The organism is Brevundimonas sp. NPDC046655, assembly GCF_044901625.1.
Taxonomy (GTDB): Bacteria; Pseudomonadota; Alphaproteobacteria; order Caulobacterales; family Caulobacteraceae; genus Brevundimonas.
The window spans coordinates 1-17,151 of record NZ_JBJDPV010000002.1; the positions used below are offsets into that span (position 1 = coordinate 1).

Sequence of the window (17,151 nt, forward strand, 5' to 3'; positions counted from 1 at the left end):
GCAGTCGACCGCCGCCAGCCACTCGCTGTCGCAGGAGGCCGACGTCCTGGCCGCCTCGGTGTCGCGCTTCCGAACCGGTCAGGCCGCCGCGCCTGCCGCCGCGAAGACGCCGGCCCCGGTCCGCGCTCCGCAGCCGGTGGCCCGCACGCCCGAGCCGGTGGCCCAGACCATCGCCGCGCTCAAGACCGTCGGCCGCGGCGGCGCCGCCCTCAAGGCGCAGCCCATTGAAGACGGCTGGGAAGAGTTCTGATGTCGAGCCTGATCACCCTTCCGGCGGTGCTTGATCTGCGCGCCGCCGAGCCCTTGAAGGCGCAACTCCTGGCCGTGCGCGGCCAGGAGGCGACCTTGGACGCCTCGGCCGTCGAGCGTCTGGGCGGCCTATGCCTTCAGGTCCTGCTGTCGGCGCTGGCGACCTGGCGCGCCGACGGCCAGGCCTTGACCTTCATCAATGTTTCCGAGGCCCTGGCCTCGCAATGGAGCGCCTTTGGGGCCTCCGCCGCGGACCTCGCTCCGCAAGGACAACTCGCGTGACCAAGACCATTCTGACCGTCGATGATTCCCGCACCATGCGGGACATGCTGATGCTGGCGCTGAAAGACGCCGGCTATCGCGTGGTTCAGGCCGAGGACGGGATCCACGGTCTGGAGGTGCTGCGGGCCGAAAACCCCGACATCGTCATCACCGACATCAACATGCCCCGCATGGACGGCTTCGGCTTCATCGAGGGCATGCGCGCCGACCCCAACCACAAGGCCACCCCGGTTCTGGTCCTGACCACCGAAAGCGACGCCGCCAAGAAGCAGCGTGCCCGCGAGGCCGGGGCCACCGGCTGGATCGTCAAACCCTTCGACCCGGCCAAGCTGATCGACGCCGTCCGTCGCGTCGCGGCCTGAGAGGACTGAGGATTACAAGATGAGCGACGATCCGTTCGAGGCCATCAAGGTCACCTTCTTCCAGGAGTGCAACGAACTGCTGGGCGATCTGGAAGCCAATCTGCTGGCGCTGGAGACTGGCGAAGGCGACATCGAGACGATCAACGCCGTCTTCCGCGCCGTTCACTCGGTCAAGGGCGGGGCAGGGGCCTTCGGCCTGGAAGACCTGGTGCGCTTCGCCCACGTCTTCGAGACCCTGATGGACGAGCTGCGCTCGGGCCGTAAGGAGTGCGACGACGTCACGGTCAAGACCCTGCTGCGCGCCTCCGACGTGCTGGCCGACCACATCGCTGCTGCGCAGGGAACCGGCGCGCCGGTGGACGCCGCTCGCTCGGCCGGTCTGGTCGCCGAACTGGAAGTCCTGACCCACGGCGTCGCCGCCTCGGTCGCCCCGGCCGCCGCCGCTGTCGAGGACGAAGACGACTTCGGCTTCACGCCCCTGACGCTCGACCTGGCCGACTTCGGCGCCCCGACCGAGCTGCCGTCGCTCGACCTGCCTTCGCTTGATCTGCCGGACCTGGCCGCGCCGAGCGCCGCCGGCTGGCGCATCGTCTTCCGCCCGCACCCTCGCCTCTACGCCAGCGCCAACGACGTCAGCCTGCTGCTGCGCGAACTGACGCGGCTGGGCCAGACCTCGGTCGAGCTGGACGCCAGCGGCCTGCCGTCGCTTGAGGCGCTGGACGCCGAGGACGCCCACCTGATCTGGACCATCGTCCTGACCGGCGACGTGGCCGAGGCGGCCGTGCGCGACGTCTTCGACTTCGTCGAGATGGACTGCGACCTGAGCATCACCGCCCTGGGCGGCGCCCGGTCCCCGGTCGAGGCCTCGCTGCCGCCGCTGCCGGTTCTGGACGCGCCCCCCGCCGAGCCCGAGATCGACATCGCCGCCCTGCTGGCCAAGGCCGCCGCGCCGGTCGAGCCCGCCGTTCCGGCTGAGGTTCTCGCGCCGGTCGTCGCCGCAGCCCCGGTTCCGGCCCCGGCCCCGACGCCGGTCGCCGCCGCGCCCAAGCCGGTCGCGCCCGCCGCTCCGGCTTCCGTCGCTGCGCCCTCGGCCCCCGCCGCCGTGGCGCCGGTGACCATCCGCGTCGATCTGGATCGGGTGGACCGCCTGATCAACGTGGTCGGCGAACTGGTCATCCAGCAGGCCATGCTGGCCCAGCGCGTGATGGAGAGCGGTCTGGCCCGTTCGTCGGACATCGCCCTGGGTCTGGAAGACCTGGAGCTGCTGACGCGCGACATCCAGGACAGCGTCATGGCCATCCGCGCACAACCGGTGAAGTCGGTGTTCCAGCGCATGCCGCGCCTGGTCCGCGAAGTGGCCGACATGACCGGCAAGCGCGTGCGTCTGGTCACGTCCGGCGAGGACACCGAGGTCGACAAGACCGTGGTTGAACGCCTGGCCGAGCCCATCACCCACATGCTGCGCAACGCCATCGACCACGGGCTGGAAAGCGCCGAGGAGCGCGAGGCCGCCGGCAAGCCTGCCGAGGGCACGGTGCGTCTGGCCGCCCTGCACCGCTCGGGCCGCATCGTCATCGAGATCGCCGACGACGGGAAGGGCATCAACCGTCCCCGCGTGCGCGGCATCGCCGTGGCGCGCGGTCTGATCGCCGAGGACGCCGTCCTGACCGACGACGAGGTCGACAACCTGATCTTCCTGCCGGGCTTCTCGACCGCCGAGACCGTCACCGACGTCTCGGGCCGGGGCGTCGGCATGGACGTGGTCAAGCGCTCCATCCAGGCGCTCGGCGGCCGCATCTCGATCAGTTCGGTTCCGGGCAAGGGCTCGACCTTCACCCTCAGCCTGCCGCTGACCCTGGCGGTGCTGGACGGCATGGTGGTCTCGGCCGCCGAACAGACCCTGGTCGCCCCCCTGTCGGCCATCGTCGAGAGCCTGACGCCCCAGGTGTCAGACATCCACCACGTCGGCGGCCATGACGCCGTGATCCGCTTCCGCGAGGAGTTCGTGCCCCTGGTCGACGTGGCCCGGGTCATGGGCTTCCGCGACGGAGCGGCCGATCTGGCCAACGGGGTGGTGATGATCGTCGAAACCGAGGCCGGCTCGCGCGCCGCCCTTCTGGTCGACGCCATCAACGGCCAACGCCAGGTGGTGATCAAGAGTCTCGAGACCAACTACCGCCACGTCGACGGCGTCTCCGCCGCGACCATCCTGGGCGACGGCAGCGTCGCCCTGATCCTCGACATCGACGCCCTGGTCATCGCCGGGCGCCGCAAATCCAACCGCCCCGAACTGAAGATGGCGAGCTGAGCACCATGACCGAAGTCACCTCCAACGTCGCCGGCGCCGACCGCGAACTGATCGCCTTCCGCATCGGCGAGCAGGAATTCTGCGTCGACATCATGAACGTCCGCGAGATCCGCGGCTGGACCCCGGCCACGCCGCTGCCGCGCTCGCCGTCCTACATGAAGGGCGTCATCAACCTGCGCGGCATCGTCCTGCCGATCATCGACCTGGGTGCCCGTTTCGGCCTGGCCACGGCAGAGCCGACCGCCCGCCACGTCATCATGGTGGCCCATGTCGGCAACCGTCTGGTCGGCCTGCTGGTCGACGCCGTGTCAGACATCGTGCAGCTGACGGACTCGACCATCCAGCCGACGCCCGACGTCGCCAGCGACCACGTGAAGACCTTCGTCAAGGGCATCTTCGCCGTCGAGGGCGGCCGCATGATCAGCCTGATTGATCTGGAACACGTCCTGCCGGCCGAAAGCGAAGCCGAGGCCGCATGACCACCGCCTCCGGGCGGGCGTCCCTGGTGGAAGGCGAGTTCGTCTTCACCGCCGAGGATTTCCGCCACATCGCCCAGACCCTGCACGCCCACGCCGGTATCGCCCTGAGCGAGGGCAAGGCCGCTCTGGTCTATTCGCGCCTGGCCAAGCGCCTGCGCCTGCTGGGGCTGCGCAGCTTCCGCGACTACTGCGCCCTGATCGAGGGCGTGGAGGGCGTCGACGAGCGCCAGGCCATGACCGCGGCCCTGACCACCAACGTCACCCGCTTCTATCGCGAGCCGCACCACTTCGATCACCTGCGCGACCACGTCATGCCGGAACTGGCGGCCCGTGCGCGGGCCGGCGGTCGGGTGCGCCTGTGGTCGGCGGCCTGTTCCAACGGACAGGAGCCCTATTCCATGGCCCTGACCGTGCTGGACGTCCTGCCGGAAGCCGCGGACCTGGACGTGCGCATCCTGGCCACCGACATCGACCCCAACATGGTGGCCGAGGGCGCGGCGGGGATCTATTCCGAGGAGCTGCTGTCGCCGGTCCCCGTCTCGGGCCGCAAGCATTTCGATCCCGTCGCTGCCCGTCCCGGCCTGTTCAGCGCCAACGAGACCCTGCGCCGTCTGGTGTCGTTCCGCGAACTGAACCTGATCGGCGACTGGCCCATGCGGGGCAAGTTCGACGTCATCTTCTGCCGCAACGTGGTCATCTACTTCGACGACGCGACCCAGGAGCTGGTCTGGAGCCGCTTCACCCCGATGATGAACCCCGGCGCCACCCTCTACATCGGCCATTCCGAGCGCGTCAGCGGCCCCGCGGTTGCGCAACTGCAGACCTGCGGCCTGACGGCCTATCGTCTGGGAGGCCGGGCATGAGCGAACCTGTCCGCGTCCTGATCGTCGACGACAGCGCCACCATGCGCAGCCTGATCAGCGCCGTCCTGCGTCGCGATCCCGAGATCTCGGTGGTCGGCACGGCGGCTGACCCGCTGGAGGCCCGTACCGCCATCAAGGAGCTGAACCCCGACGTCATCACCCTGGACGTCGAGATGCCCAATATGAACGGGCTGGAGTTCCTCGAGAAGATCATGCGCCTGCGGCCCATGCCCGTCGTCATGGTCTCGACCCTGACCCAGGCCGGGACCGACGTGACCCTGGCGGCGCTGGAAGTCGGCGCCGTGGACGCCGTGGCCAAGCCCGCGCCGGGCGTGCCGGCCCAGGAAGCCTTCGCCGACCTGGCCGACAAGGTGAAGATCGCCGCCCGCTCGCGGGTCCGGCCGCTGGAAACGCGCGAGACACGCGCGGTGGACGGCGCCTATCGCGCCGACCCAAACCACATCCTGGCTATCGGCGCCTCGACCGGCGGGGTGGAGGCCCTGCTGAACATCCTGACGGCCTTCCCGGCCAACTGCCCGGCGACGGTGGTGACGCAGCACATGCCCGCCACCTTCACCAAGAGCTTCGCCGCCCGTCTGGACAAGGCGTCCGGCGCCACGGTGACCGAGGCCGTGGACGGCGCGCCCCTGATACCGGGCCATGTCTATATCGCCCCCGGCGGCGAGCGGCATCTGGAGGTCTCGGGCGGGCGTTGCCGTCTGGTCGCAGGCGATACGGTCAACGGCCATCGCCCCTCGGTGGACGTCCTGTTCCATTCGGTCGCCCGTCTGGGCCGCCCCATGACGGGGGTCATCCTGACCGGCATGGGCAAGGACGGCGCCAAGGGCCTGCTGGCCATGCGTCAGGCCGGCGCCCGCACCCTGGGTCAGGACGAAGCCTCCAGCGTCGTCTACGGCATGCCGCGCGCCGCCTTCGAGCTGGGCGCCGTGGAGCGCCAGCTGTCTCTGCCCCGTCTCGCCCCCGCCATTCTCGACCTGTGCGCCGCCGGCGCCCACGCCTCAAAGCCTGTCGCGTAAGGACTACCCGTATGCCCGCCGCTTCCGCCCTCAATGTTCTGGTCGTCGACGACCAGCTGACCATGCGCTCCCTGGTCCGCAACAGCTTGCAGCAGATCGGCGTGCGCGAGATCAGCGAAGCCGCCGACGGCGAGCTGGCCCTGCGGTCCATCATCACCAAGCCGGTGCATCTGGTGATCTCGGACTTCAACATGCCGAACCTGGACGGTCTGGGCCTGCTGCGCGCCATCCGCGCCCACCCGCCGACCTCCAAGACCGCCTTCATCATGCTGACCGGCCGCGCCGACCGCGAACTGGTGCAGCGCGCCGTGCAGTTCGGCGTGAACAACTACCTGGTCAAACCCTTCACCACCGCCCAGCTGAAAGACAAGCTGGAAGGCGTGTTCGGCCCGCTGACATGATCCGCGCCGGCGATCAGCACATGACCGAACGGCGGATCCACGTCGGACAGGGCGAGCACTATGTGACGTCCGATCCCGATGTCGTGCTCTCGACCGTGCTCGGCAGCTGCGTCGCCATGTGCCTGCGCGATCCCGTGGCCGGGGTCGGCGGCATGAACCACTTCCTGCTGCCCGAAGGGGCCGGGGCGGGCACCGACGCGGGACGTCGCTACGGCGCCTACGCGATGGAACTCCTGATCAACGACGTGCTGAAGGCGGGCGGGCGTCGCGACCGGCTGCAAGCCAAGCTGTTCGGCGGCGGCCGCATGTTCGATTCTCTGAAGGACGTGGGCACGTCCAACGCCGACTTCGCCGAACGTTTTCTGGCCGACGAGGGCATCCCCGTGGTCGGCGCCAGCCTCAGGGGCGCCGGGGGGCGTCGACTGCATTACTGGCCGGTGACGGGTCGGGCGCTGCAACGCGCGGTTACGGACGCGGTCGCCCCGCGACCCACGCCGCCGCCTCCGCCGCCCGTCGATTCCGGCGCGCTGGAGCTGTTCTGATGAAGGATTACGACGCCAAGGGCCTGCTGGCGGCCGTCGCCGCTGAACTGGCCGACATCCGCGCGGGCGTGGATGAGGCCGGCGGCCTGGTGTCCGAACTGCTGCGCCTGGCCCCGCTTGAGCAGCGCCTGACCTTCCTGACGCGAATGCAGGCTTTCGACGTGCTGAGCCAGCGCGTCGACGCCCTGTCGGGTCTGGCCGGCGCCCTGGCCGCCGATCAGCCGATGGACACGGCCCTGGCCGCCCTGCCTCTGGCCGAGATGGCCGACCGCCTGCGCGAGATGTCGTTCCGGGTGAAGCCCTCCGCTTCCGAAGTCGCGCCGGCCGCCGTGGCCGGCGACCTGCTGCTGTTCGACTGATGAGCGCCGCCGACCGCGTCAATCTGGAGCAGTCGACCGTCCTGCTGATCGACGACAATCCGCAGGCGCTGGATATGCTCAGCTCGGTCTTTCAGGGCTTTGGCGTCAAGGAGCAGATCAAGTGCGCCTCGGCGACCGAGGGCGTGCGCATCATCCAGAATCGGGCCGTGGACCTGATCGTCATCGACTGCGCCGATCCCGAGATGGACAGCTACGCCTTCGCCCGCTGGCTGCGGCGCGAGACCCCGGCGCCCCTGCGCTTCATCCCCGTCATCCTGCTGACCGGTCACGCCTCGCAGGCCAAGGTGCAGGAAGGCCGCGATTGCGGCGTCAGCTTCGTGGTCACCAAGCCCCTGACCCCCGCCGTCCTGCTGCGCCGCATCCTGTGGCTGGCGGGCGACGAGCGCGAGTTCGTCGAGAGTGAGAACTATGTCGGGCCCGATCGTCGGGTGCGCAACTTCGGCCCGCCGCTGAATATGCCCGGACGGCGCAAGGACGACCTGTCCGCCCACGTCGGCGCCGCCGTCGAGGCGAACATGGACCAGTCCGACATCGACATGCTGATGAAGCCCCAAAGAGTTGCGTTGTGACCGAAGCCCGCACCCTGAAGATCAAGACCACCCTGGCGCGCCAGATGGCCCAGCCGGGCGGCCGCACCCTCGCCGACGTCGAGCGCCGCGCCAACGAGCGGCTGGAGCGTCACCGCGACGACGTCATGATCACCGTCGCCGGCACCATCACCGAGCTGGAGCTGGTCGCCGCCGCCGCAGCGGCGGGCAGCGAGCCGCAGGTCTACAAGCTGGCTTCGTCCCTGCTGGACACGGCGGGCTTCTTCGACACCGGACCGCTGTACGAGGCGGGCTACAGCCTGTGCGACGTGGCCGACCGGATGCAGGTCAGCGGCGCCTGGAGCTGGCCCACGGTCGCCGTCCACGTCCAGGCCATGCGCCTGATCCTGACGGCGGGCTGTCAGGCCGACGCCACCAGCGCCGCCCTGCTGGCCGGGCTGCGGTCGGTGGCGGCGAAGACGCGGCAGGATACATAATTCCTTCTCTCCTTGAGGGAGAAGGCGGCCCGCAGGGCCGGATGAGGGGTGTCAGCGGGACGATCTGACATGAGGCCTCGTACGAATTTCTTCGCACCCCTCATCCGTCAGGCTTCGCCTGCCACCTTCTCCCTCAAGGGGAGAAGGGCTTATTGGCCGTAGCGCGCGATGCCCAGGTCGGCCGTCTCGATGTCCGGGGTCTGGCCGCTGACGATGTCGGCGATGACGCGGGCCGAGCCGCAGGCCATGGTCCAGCCCAGCGTCCCGTGGCCGGTGTTCAGGAACAGGTTGTCGAACCTGGTCTTGCCGATGACCGGGGTGCCGTCCGGCGTCATCGGGCGCAGGCCGGACCAGTAGGTCGCCGCCTTCAGATCGCCCGCGCCGGGGAAGAGCGAGCCGACCGAATGCTCCAGCGTGTTGCGACGCGGCTCGGGCAGGACGTTGTTGTAGCCCGAGATTTCGGCCATGCCGCCAACGCGGATACGGTCGCCCAGACGCGTGATGGCCACCTTGTAGCTCTCGTCCATGATGGTCGAGACGGGGGCGGCGGGTTCGTTCACGATCGGGGCGGTGATCGAATAGCCCTTCACCGGATAGACCGGCAGGGTCATGCCCAGCGGCTTGACCATCTGCGGCGAGTAAGACCCCAGCGCCAGGACATAGGCGTCGGCCGTGATCCGGCCGCGGCTGGTCTCGACGCCGCTGATCTGGCCCTTGTCGGTCGTCAGGGCCTTGATGGCGGTGTCGTAGAGGAAGGTCACGCCCTGAGCGATCGCCACGTCGCCCAGCGCATTGGTGAACTTGAAGCAGTCGCCGGTCTCGTCTTTCGGCAGGCGCAGGCCCCCGACGAAGAGGTCGCGCGTGGCCGCAAGGCCCGGCTCGGCGCGGATGCAGCCGTCCTGATCCAGCACCTCGAACGGCACGCCGCCTTCGCGCAGGACCTCGGTGTCCTTGTAGATGCCGTCCAGCTGTTTCTGGGTGCGGAACAGCTGCAGGGTGCCCTGGGTGCGGTGGTCGTATTGCAGACCCAGCTCGACGTTCAGGGCGGTCTGAACCTCCTGGCTGTATTCGGCCAGACGCACCATCCGCGCCTTGTTCAGGGCATAGCGGGCCGAGGTGCAGTTGCGCAGCAGCGCCAGCAGCCAGCGCACGGTCGCCACGTTCATGTGGGGCTGCAGGATCAGCGGGGCGTGACGCATGAACAGCCACTTCACCGCCTTGGCCGGAATGCCCGGCGCGGCCCAGGGCGAGGAATAGCCGGGGGATAGTTCGCCGGCGTTGGCGAAGCTGGTCTCCAGCGCCGGGCCGCTCTGGCGGTCGATCACTGTCACCTCGTGGCCCGCCTTGGCCAGATAGTGGGCCGTCGTCACCCCGATGACGCCGGCGCCCAGGACTGCGATCTTCATGGTCTTGACCTTACGCGAAGTTCCCCGCGCCCGTTCCCTAGACCAGTTTTTTCGTTTGTCGAGCGTTCATGGGATGTGTGCGCTGCAACATGGTGTGAAGTTGAAACGGATGGGTCGGAACCTGAGCGAACGCGGGCTGAAAATCCCTCGTTGCGGCAAGGCTTTGGGCGGCGTGATCAAGGCGTGGTCAGGCGCAGAAGCATGCCGCCCAGCGGCGGCAGGATTCCCGCCTCGGCCAGATTGACGGCGTCGACCGGGACGTAGCCTTCGGGCGCGCTCCACGCCTGCGGCTCGTGGCCGAGGTTGAAGACCGCCAGCAGGGTCTCGCCTTCGCCCTGGCGGGTGAAGACCAGCAGGGGCTCGGTCGCCAGCATCGTCATCGTCCCCGTTCTTAGCGCCGGACAGGCGCGGCGCCGGGCCAGGAAGCGCCGCGTCGCGTTCAGCATCGAAGACGGATCGGCGTTTTGAACATCCACCGCCATGGCCGGATGGCGCGTGTCGATGGGTAACCAGGGCTCGACGCTTGAAAACCCGGCAAAGGGGGCGGCGGCCCGCCACGGCATCGGCGTGCGGGCGCCGTCGCGGCCCAGGGTCTGCGGCCAGTTGGCGAGGGCTTCCGGATCGACCAGTCGTTCGAACGGCACCTCGGCTTGCGGCAGGCCCAGCTCCTCGCCGTAATAGACGAAGACATTGCCGCGCAGACAAACCAGCAGCAGCATCAGCATTTCGGCCAACCGCCGCTCGTCGCGGCCCTCGGCCCAGCGCGACACCGCGCGCGGCGCATCGTGGTTGGAGAAGGTCCATGACGGCCAGCCCTCGCCGGGATCGCCGGGCCACATGGCCGCGCCTGTCTTGACCAGATCCGCCGTCAGTCGCTCGGCGTAGAGGTAGAGGAAGCCGTAGGCGCTGTGCAGGCGGCCGTCGGCGGTAAAGGCCTTCATCTCGCGGTGGGCGTGGTCGCCGGCAACCTCCGCCACGGTGAAGCGGCCGCCCTCACAGGAATCCGCCAGCGCCCGCACCTGCCCAAGGAAGGGCAGGATGTCGGGGGACGACTGGTTGTAGATCTTGTCCTGAAAATGGAAGGGGCGGGTGCGCTTGCCGCCGGGGGGCAGGGGCGGATTGTCCCGCAAGGCGGGGTCGCCGATCATGAAGTTGACGGCGTCCAGGCGGAAACCGTCCACGCCCCGGTCCAGCCAGAACCGGCCAACCGCCAGCAGGGCCTCCTGCACCGCCGGATTGCGGCCGTTCAACTGCGGCTGCTCGGGCAGGAAGTTGTGCTGATAATACTGGCCGCGCCGCGCATCCCAGGTCCAGCCCGGCCCGCCGAAGACGGACTGCCAGTTGTTCGGCGGCGCGCCGTCGGCCCTGGCGTCGGCCCAGACGTACCAGTCGGCGTAAGGTTTGGTGCGGTCCTGTCGGCTGGCCTGAAACCACGGGTGTTGGTCCGAGGTGTGTGACCAGACCTGATCGACGACGACCTTCAGTCCCAGATCATGCGCCTTGGTCAGCAGAGCGTCGAAATCGGCAAGGGTTCCGAACACCGGATCGACGTCGCAGTAGTCGGCCACGTCATAGCCGAAGTCCTTCATCGGCGAGGGATAGAAGGGCGACAGCCACACGGCGTCCACGCCCAGCGAGGCCACGTGATCGAGGTGCGCGGTGATCCCCTTCAGATCGCCGATCCCGTCGCCGTTCGTGTCGGCGAAACTGCGCGGATAGATCTGGTAGACGACCGCCCCGCGCCACCATTCCCGATGCGGCTCAGAACCAGGCGAGGGGGTGGGCGATGAGGTCATGCTCAGGACGAACGCGTCGGGTCCGTCAGAGGTTCGCCGTAGTGGCGCTCGCCGTGCAGGTTGGCGGCCAGGGGCGCGGTCGTGCGTTCGATCAGGCGATGCACCACCGGTTTGTCCGGCCCCTGATGCAGGGCGTAGATCCGCTGCGAGATGTCGGCGTCGGCCTGGGTGATGCGCTGGTTGTGGCGGACGTAATCCAGCCAGGTCGCGGTCTGGTATTTCTCCACCCAGACGTCCGGCTCGGCCAGGTCGCGCATCAGGCGCCACTGACGGGCCCCGTCGCGGCGGCGCACCCGGCGGCGCTCGTCCATCACGGCCAAGAAGGCGTCGATGTCTTCCTCGCGGATGCGATAGGCGATGGAGACGACCACCGGGCCGCTGCGCGGCTCGATCGGCAGTTGCGTTTCCGGCTCGGTCCAGCGCCGCAGCAGGTCCATGTTCAGATTGGCGGTCGAGGGCAGGGGGACCCGCAGCCCGATCAAGACGCACAGGACCAGCACCCCGGCCGACAGGCCCAGCGCCATATCCAGGCCTTGCGTCTGGGCCAGCGAGCCCCACAGCCAGCTGCCGCCCGCCATGCCGCCGAAGGCCGCCATCTGATAGAGGGCCAGGGCCCGCGCCACGACCCAGCGCGGCACCGACATCTGCACTGTGACGTTGAAGCTGGACAGGGTCAGCACCCAGCCCGCGCCCGCGACCATCAGGGCTGGCAGGGTCAGGGCCAGCCAGGGGCTGAAGCCGACGACGGCGGCCGCGACGGCGAAGGCCAGGGTGGAGGCGCGCACCAGGGTTTCGGTCTCGTACTTCGCCCTCAGCTTGCCGACGAACAGAGCGCCGCCCACGGCCCCGACGCCGAAGGCGCCGAGCAACAGGCCGAAAGCCAGGGGCCCGCCGCCGCCCTCGCGCGCCACCAGCGGCATCAGGGCCTGAACCGCGCTGGCCCCGATCCCGAAGACCACGGCGCGCAGCAGCACCGCCGTCACCCGCGGCGACAGGAAGGCGTAGCGCAGACCCCCGGCCATGGCCGCCAACAGGCCCTCGCGCGGCAGGGTCTGCTTGGGACGGTCGGGCTTCCAGCGAAACAGGACGACCAGCAGGCCCAGATAGCTGACGGCGTTGACGGCGAAGGCCGCCGCCGCCCCCGCAGCCGCCACGATCATCCCGCCGATGGCCGGACCGACGCTGCGGGCCAGGTTGAAGCCCATGGAGTTCAGGGTCACGGCCCCGGCCAGATCCTCGCGCGGCACCATGTCGCCGACCGAGGCCTGCCAGGCCGGACCGTTGAAGGCCGTGCCGCAGCCGATCAGGAAGGTGAAGCTGAGCAATACCCAGGGCGTGATCCAGCCCACATAGGTCATGACCGCCAGCCCGGCCGAGACCAGCAGCATGAAGCTCTGGGCCGCCAGCATGATCTTGCGCCGGTCCACCGTGTCGGCCAGCGCCCCCGCCGCCAGCGACAGCAGCATGATGGGCAGGGTGACGGACGCCTGGACCAGGGCCACCATCTGGGCCGAGGCGATGGAGGACATCATCCAGGCGGCGCCGACCGACTGGATCAGACCCCCGAAATTGGTCACCAGACTGGTGATCCAGACGGCGCGGAAGACCGGATGGTTCAGCGGCGCCAGCGCCCCGGTGCGCACGGGCGGCGCGGTCTCGGGGGCGGTCATGAAGCGGACCGGCTGGAACGGGAGGTCAGGATGGCGGCGCCCGGACGGTGACTGCGGAACGAGGTCCTACTGCACCCCTTTGGCGACGGCTTTGCAAGGCGCGAGGGCTGAATTAGCGCCGCCTTTTGATCCCGCTCATCCCGGCGAAGGCCGGGATGAGCGGTGAAAGGGGGAAGCGCCCCTATGCCTTCAACAGGGCGTCCGCCGCCGACTGGTTCAATCCCGTCTCGCCCGCCAGCGCCGGGCCGTTCAGCAGGGCGGCGTCGGGGCGTGGAGGGGCCTGGCGTCCGGTCAGGGCCGTCAGCAGCCGGGCGATCCTCTGGTCGGCCAGGTCCTGAAAGCTGCAGGCGGCGAGGATGCGGTGAAAGGCGGCGGTCACGGCCTCGGCGTCCAGAGACTCCGCCCGGGTCAGGGCCAGGCCCTGTTCGGCGGCGGACAGCAGATCGTCGGCGGCGATCGCCAGTTCGCGCCTCAGATGGTCGATCTCGGCCAGGATCTGCTGAGGCGTCATGAGGGGCGTCATGCTCAGATCTCGCCCACGACCGAGGTCAGCTTCTGCTTGAGCACCGCCAGGGTGAAGGGCTTGATGACATAGTTGTTCACCCCGGCCTGACGCGCGGCGATGACGTTCTCGACCTTGGCTTCGGCGGTGACCATGACGAAGGGGGTCTTCTTCGTGCGTTCCTCGGCGCGGACCTGTTTCAGCAGCTCCAGCCCGGTGACCGGCTGCATGTTCCAGTCCGATAGAACCAGGCCGTAGGTCTTCTCTTTCAGCAGGGCCATGGCCGCCGCCCCGTCGGGCGCGTCATCGACGTTGACGAAGCCCAGCTGGTTCAGCATCCCCCGCACGATCCGCACCATCGACTTGTAGTCGTCCACCACCAGGACGTTCATGCTCTTGTCCGCGGCCATTCCATTCCTCGTTGCACAGGCGCGGCCGAACAGGCCGCTGTGATTGAAGGACGCGCCGACCCCTCAGTGGCGGCAATGCAGCTTTAAGATGTATTCCCTTAAGCTTGGATTAACCGATTTCCCTTGAAGGTTGCATTCGGCAGGGGCGGTTCCGCCGCCCTCAAGGGGGATGATCGAGCGTGGACGACGTCATCATCGAATTCGTGTCCGAAGCCCGCGAGGGCATCGAGGCCGTGGACGCCAAGCTGGTCCGCTTCGAGCAGACGCCGGACGACCCGGACCTGCTGGGCGACATCTTCCGCCTGATCCACAGCCTCAAGGGCGGCTCGGGCTTCCTCGGCCTGATGCGGCTGCAGAGCGTGACCCATGCCGCCGAGAACGTGCTGGGCCTCTATCGCGACGGGACGCTGGCGGTGGACGCCGCCTCCGTCACCGTCATCCTCGATGCGGTGGACGTGGTCCGCGCCGTGATCGAGGGTCTGGCCGAAACCGGCGTCGAGCCCGAAGGCGACGACCGCGCCCTGATCGGGCGGCTGGACCGCATATATGCGGGTGAAGACGCTTCGGCGACGTCGGCGGCTCCGCCCGTCGACCGTCCCCTGCTGGAACGCGTGGGGGGAGAAGCCACGCTGGACGCCGCTTGTGAGGGCGCGCTGGCCGGTCTGGTCGCGTCGCCCGACACCGGCCCTCTGTTCGCCGGCATTGATCTGGACCGCGTGCAGGCCGAATGGCGCGAGGCCCTGTGCGGCGTCGCCCGCGCCACGGCGGCGCCCGGCGCCTTGCAGCGCGCCCTGGCCGAGACCTTCGGCGAGGTCCTGGCGTCGCGGGAAGCCGCCTTCGCTCAGGCCGTGCGTCAGAACCTGCTCGATCTGGAAGCCGAGGCCGAGGCGGTCGACGCGCTTCTGGTCGCCCCGCCTGCCGAGCGCGAGGCCGAGCCGTCGCGCGCCGACCGTGCCGCCGTCGAACCCGCCAAAGGACCCCAGACCATCCGCGTCGGCGTCGAGACCCTGGAAGGCCTGATGACCATGGTCAGCGAGCTGGTGCTGATCCGCAATCAACTGATCCAGACCCTGCGCGACCAGCCCGAAACCCCCTTCGCCGGGCCTCTGCATCGCCTCAACCAGGTGACCAGCGAACTGCAGGAAGGGGTGATGACCACCCGGATGCAGCCGATCAGCGGCGCCTGGGCCAAGCTGCCGCGTCTGGTGCGCGACCTGGCCTCGGACCTCGGCAAGCGCATCGACCTGATCATGACCGGCGAGGAGACCGAGCTGGACCGTCAGGTCATGGAGCTGATCCGCGATCCCCTGACCCACATGATCCGCAACGCCGCCGACCACGGGCTGGAAACGCCGGATCAACGCCGCGCGGCGGGCAAGCCCGAGATGGGCCGGATCACCCTCTCGGCCCGGCACGAGGGCGGGGCCATCCTGATCGAGATGACGGATGACGGGCGGGGTCTGCCCGCCGCCCGCATTCGCGCCAAGGCGCTGGACGTCGGTCTGATCAATCCCGCGCAGGCGGCGGCGATGAGCGACGCCGAGGCCCGCCAGCTGATCTTCCTGCCGGGCTTCTCGACCGCCGCCTCGGTGACGGCGGTGTCGGGACGCGGCGTCGGCATGGACGTGGTGCGCACCAATATCGAGGCCATCGGCGGGGCCATCGAACTGGCCTCCGTCGAGGGGCAGGGGACCCGTTTCACCATCCGCATCCCCCTGACGCTCAGCATCATCGCCGGGCTGGTGGTGGAATGCTGCGGCGAGCGTTTCGCCATGCCTCAGGCCAGCATCATCGAACTGGTCAGCGCCAACGGCGCGGCGGGCCGACGCATCGAACAGATCAACGGCGCCGAGGTGCTGCGCCTGCGCGACCGGCTGCTGCCGCTGGTGTCCCTGCAGGCCCTGCTGGGGCTGGAGGCGCCCGAGGGGCCGCGCGGCGAGGCCTGCATCGTGGTGGCCCGCGTCGGGGCCTTCGACTTCGGCGTCATCGTTGACCGGGTGTTCGACACCGAGGAGATCGTGGTCAAGCCGACGGCCTCGATCCTGCGTCACCTGAAGCTCTATTCCGGCGCCACCATCCTGGGCGACGGCTCGGTCATCATGATCCTGGACTTCAAGGGCATGGCGATGGAGGCGGGCGCCGGCGCCCTGCTCAACAGCGGCGAGGAGGCGATGGCCGAGACGGCTGCGCGCGATCCGGGCGCTGAGGCCCTGCTGGTCTTCCGCGCCGCCGACGAGGCCCTGAAGGCGGCGCCCCTGGCGGGCGTGGCCCGCATCGAGGAGGTGGAGCCGGCGGCGCTGGAATGGGCCGACGGCCGCTCCCTGGTCCAGTACCGCGGCCACTTGATGCCGGTCCTGGGCGCCGACGGTCTGGCCCTGGCCGAACGCCCGTCCGCCAAGCGCCCCCTGCTGGTCTTCTCGCGCGGCGAGCGCAGCCTGGGCCTGATGGCCGAGGAGATCGTGGACATCGTCGAGGCCGCCGGCGCCGTCGAACTGTCGGGGGCCTCGACCGGGGTCAGCGGCAGCGTTGTGGTCGCGGGCCGGGCCACCGAACTGATCGACGTGGACTTCTACTGGCGGCGTTGCGACGGCCTTGGCGAGCGCGGTGGCGAGCCGCGTACCGAGACCAAGGTCAGGGCCGCCAAGCGTCTGCTGGTCGTGGACGACAGCCCCTTCGTGCGGATGCTGCTGGGGCCGCTGCTGGCCCAGGCCGGCTATGAGGTCGAGGTGGCGTCTGATCCCGAGGCGGCCCTGGCCCTGCACGACGCGGGCGCCGCCTTCGATCTGATCCTGGCCGACACCAGTCCCGCCAAACCGGCGGCGCGGCGGATGGCCGCCGCCTTTGGCCAGGCCTCGGCCTGGCACGCCACGCCCCTGCTGGGCCTGGGCGCCGCCTTCCTCAGCGGCCCGCCGCAGGAAGCCCTGCTGAGTGAAGTCGCCGAAGTGCTTTCCAATGATCAGGAGGCCGCATGACGTCCGCATCTTCCGACCCTTCGCTCGAAGGTCTGGTCGCCGTCCGCGTCGGCGAGCAGATGATCGGCGTCCCCCTGCTGCGGGTTCAGGACGTGATCGCCCCGGTGCGCATCGACCGCGTGCCTCTGGCCCCGTTCGAGGTGGCCGGGTCGCTGAACCTGCGCGGCCGCATCATCACGGCGGTGGACATGCGTCGCCGCCTGGGCCTGCCGCCGCGCGAGGCCGGTCAGCCGCATATGAGCGTCATCGTCGAGCGGGGCGGCGAGCTCTACGCCCTTCAGGTCGAGGACGTCGGCGACGTCCTGTGGCTGGACCGCGCGGCCAAGGAGCCTCTGCCCGTTACCCTGGCCCCGGAATGGCGGGCGCTGTGCGACGGCCTCTACCGCCACGACGACGCCTCCCTGCTGATCCTCAACATCGAACAGACCTTCACCCTGTCCGCCCCGGCCGCTGCGGCCTGAGCGAACT

17 protein-coding genes and 2 pseudogenes are annotated in these 17,151 nt (G+C 69.3%); 14 read left to right on the top strand and 5 right to left on the bottom strand.

What is annotated here, in order from left to right; translation table 11 throughout:
• The 12 genes and pseudogenes from ACI2KI_RS07710 to ACI2KI_RS07765 all read left to right on the top strand — a co-directional run.
• Positions 1–250: pseudogene (locus ACI2KI_RS07710) on the top strand (chemotaxis protein); the annotation flags it as partial.
• Entirely contained in the window at positions 250–531 is a 282-nt protein-coding gene (locus tag ACI2KI_RS07715; RefSeq protein WP_292084258.1) for an STAS domain-containing protein, read from the top strand. The pseudogene ACI2KI_RS07710 and the gene ACI2KI_RS07715, both read left to right, overlap by 1 nt.
• Complete coding sequence (locus ACI2KI_RS07720; protein ID WP_292084257.1) at positions 528–893, top strand: response regulator; 366 nt, start codon at positions 528–530, stop codon at positions 891–893. The genes ACI2KI_RS07715 and ACI2KI_RS07720 overlap by 4 nt, the downstream gene beginning before the upstream one ends.
• Positions 894–912: 19 nt before the next feature.
• Positions 913–3,201 (top strand): chemotaxis protein CheA, encoded by a 2,289-nt coding sequence (locus ACI2KI_RS07725; RefSeq protein WP_404618991.1) that lies wholly within the window; start codon positions 913–915, stop codon positions 3,199–3,201.
• Between the two features lie 5 nt (positions 3,202–3,206).
• Positions 3,207–3,680: a chemotaxis protein CheW gene (locus ACI2KI_RS07730; RefSeq protein ID WP_292084255.1), complete on the top strand. Its 474-nt coding sequence runs from the start codon at positions 3,207–3,209 to the stop codon at positions 3,678–3,680.
• Positions 3,677–4,543 carry a protein-glutamate O-methyltransferase gene (locus ACI2KI_RS07735; protein WP_331033501.1) on the top strand — a complete coding sequence of 289 codons (867 nt, stop codon included), beginning with the start codon at positions 3,677–3,679 and terminating at the stop codon, positions 4,541–4,543. The genes ACI2KI_RS07730 and ACI2KI_RS07735 overlap by 4 nt, the downstream gene beginning before the upstream one ends.
• The gene (locus tag ACI2KI_RS07740; protein ID WP_331033502.1) at positions 4,540–5,580 is read left to right on the top strand and encodes a chemotaxis response regulator protein-glutamate methylesterase; all 1,041 of its coding nucleotides are present in this window, start codon (positions 4,540–4,542) and stop codon (positions 5,578–5,580) included. Before ACI2KI_RS07735 ends, ACI2KI_RS07740 begins: the two co-directional genes overlap by 4 nt.
• Positions 5,581–5,591: 11 nt before the next feature.
• Positions 5,592–5,981: a response regulator gene (locus ACI2KI_RS07745; RefSeq protein WP_292084252.1), complete on the top strand. Its 390-nt coding sequence runs from the start codon at positions 5,592–5,594 to the stop codon at positions 5,979–5,981.
• The gene (locus ACI2KI_RS07750) at positions 5,978–6,523 is read left to right on the top strand and encodes a chemotaxis protein CheD (RefSeq protein ID WP_292084250.1); all 546 of its coding nucleotides are present in this window, start codon (positions 5,978–5,980) and stop codon (positions 6,521–6,523) included. Before ACI2KI_RS07745 ends, ACI2KI_RS07750 begins: the two co-directional genes overlap by 4 nt.
• A complete protein-coding gene (locus ACI2KI_RS07755) occupies positions 6,523–6,882 on the top strand; it encodes a hypothetical protein (RefSeq protein WP_404618994.1) in 360 nt (119 codons plus the stop codon). The genes ACI2KI_RS07750 and ACI2KI_RS07755 overlap by 1 nt, the downstream gene beginning before the upstream one ends.
• Positions 6,882–7,472: a response regulator gene (locus ACI2KI_RS07760; RefSeq protein WP_292084248.1), complete on the top strand. Its 591-nt coding sequence runs from the start codon at positions 6,882–6,884 to the stop codon at positions 7,470–7,472. Before ACI2KI_RS07755 ends, ACI2KI_RS07760 begins: the two co-directional genes overlap by 1 nt.
• Positions 7,469–7,927, top strand: coding sequence for a chemotaxis protein CheE (locus ACI2KI_RS07765; protein WP_404618996.1), 459 nt, complete (start codon positions 7,469–7,471; stop codon positions 7,925–7,927). Before ACI2KI_RS07760 ends, ACI2KI_RS07765 begins: the two co-directional genes overlap by 4 nt.
• A gap of 149 nt (positions 7,928–8,076) precedes the next feature.
• Here ACI2KI_RS07765 and ACI2KI_RS07770 read toward each other — a convergent pair.
• From ACI2KI_RS07770 to ACI2KI_RS07790, 5 genes and pseudogenes are all read right to left on the bottom strand, one after another.
• A pseudogene (locus ACI2KI_RS07770) lies at positions 8,077–9,351 on the bottom strand (D-amino acid dehydrogenase); the annotation flags it as partial.
• Positions 9,352–9,509: 158 nt separating this feature from the next.
• Complete coding sequence (locus ACI2KI_RS07775; protein WP_404618998.1) at positions 9,510–11,129, bottom strand: alpha-glucosidase; 1,620 nt, start codon at positions 11,127–11,129, stop codon at positions 9,510–9,512.
• Positions 11,130–11,131: 2 nt separating this feature from the next.
• Complete coding sequence (locus ACI2KI_RS07780) at positions 11,132–12,799, bottom strand: MFS transporter (protein WP_404619000.1); 1,668 nt, start codon at positions 12,797–12,799, stop codon at positions 11,132–11,134.
• Positions 12,800–12,980: 181 nt separating this feature from the next.
• Positions 12,981–13,322 (bottom strand): hypothetical protein, encoded by a 342-nt coding sequence (locus tag ACI2KI_RS07785; protein WP_404619002.1) that lies wholly within the window; start codon positions 13,320–13,322, stop codon positions 12,981–12,983.
• Positions 13,323–13,324: 2 nt separating this feature from the next.
• On the bottom strand, positions 13,325–13,711 hold the full coding sequence (locus tag ACI2KI_RS07790; RefSeq protein WP_292084241.1) for a response regulator: 387 nt from the start codon (positions 13,709–13,711) through the stop codon (positions 13,325–13,327).
• Between the two features lie 179 nt (positions 13,712–13,890).
• On the opposite strand from ACI2KI_RS07790, the gene ACI2KI_RS07795 reads away from it, so the two are divergent.
• Both ACI2KI_RS07795 and ACI2KI_RS07800 read left to right on the top strand, forming a co-directional pair.
• Entirely contained in the window at positions 13,891–16,683 is a 2,793-nt protein-coding gene (locus tag ACI2KI_RS07795) for a chemotaxis protein CheW (protein ID WP_404619004.1), read from the top strand.
• Positions 16,680–17,144 carry a chemotaxis protein CheW gene (locus ACI2KI_RS07800; RefSeq protein ID WP_404619006.1) on the top strand — a complete coding sequence of 155 codons (465 nt, stop codon included), beginning with the start codon at positions 16,680–16,682 and terminating at the stop codon, positions 17,142–17,144. Before ACI2KI_RS07795 ends, ACI2KI_RS07800 begins: the two co-directional genes overlap by 4 nt.
• The last annotated feature ends 7 nt before the right edge of the window (positions 17,145–17,151 follow it).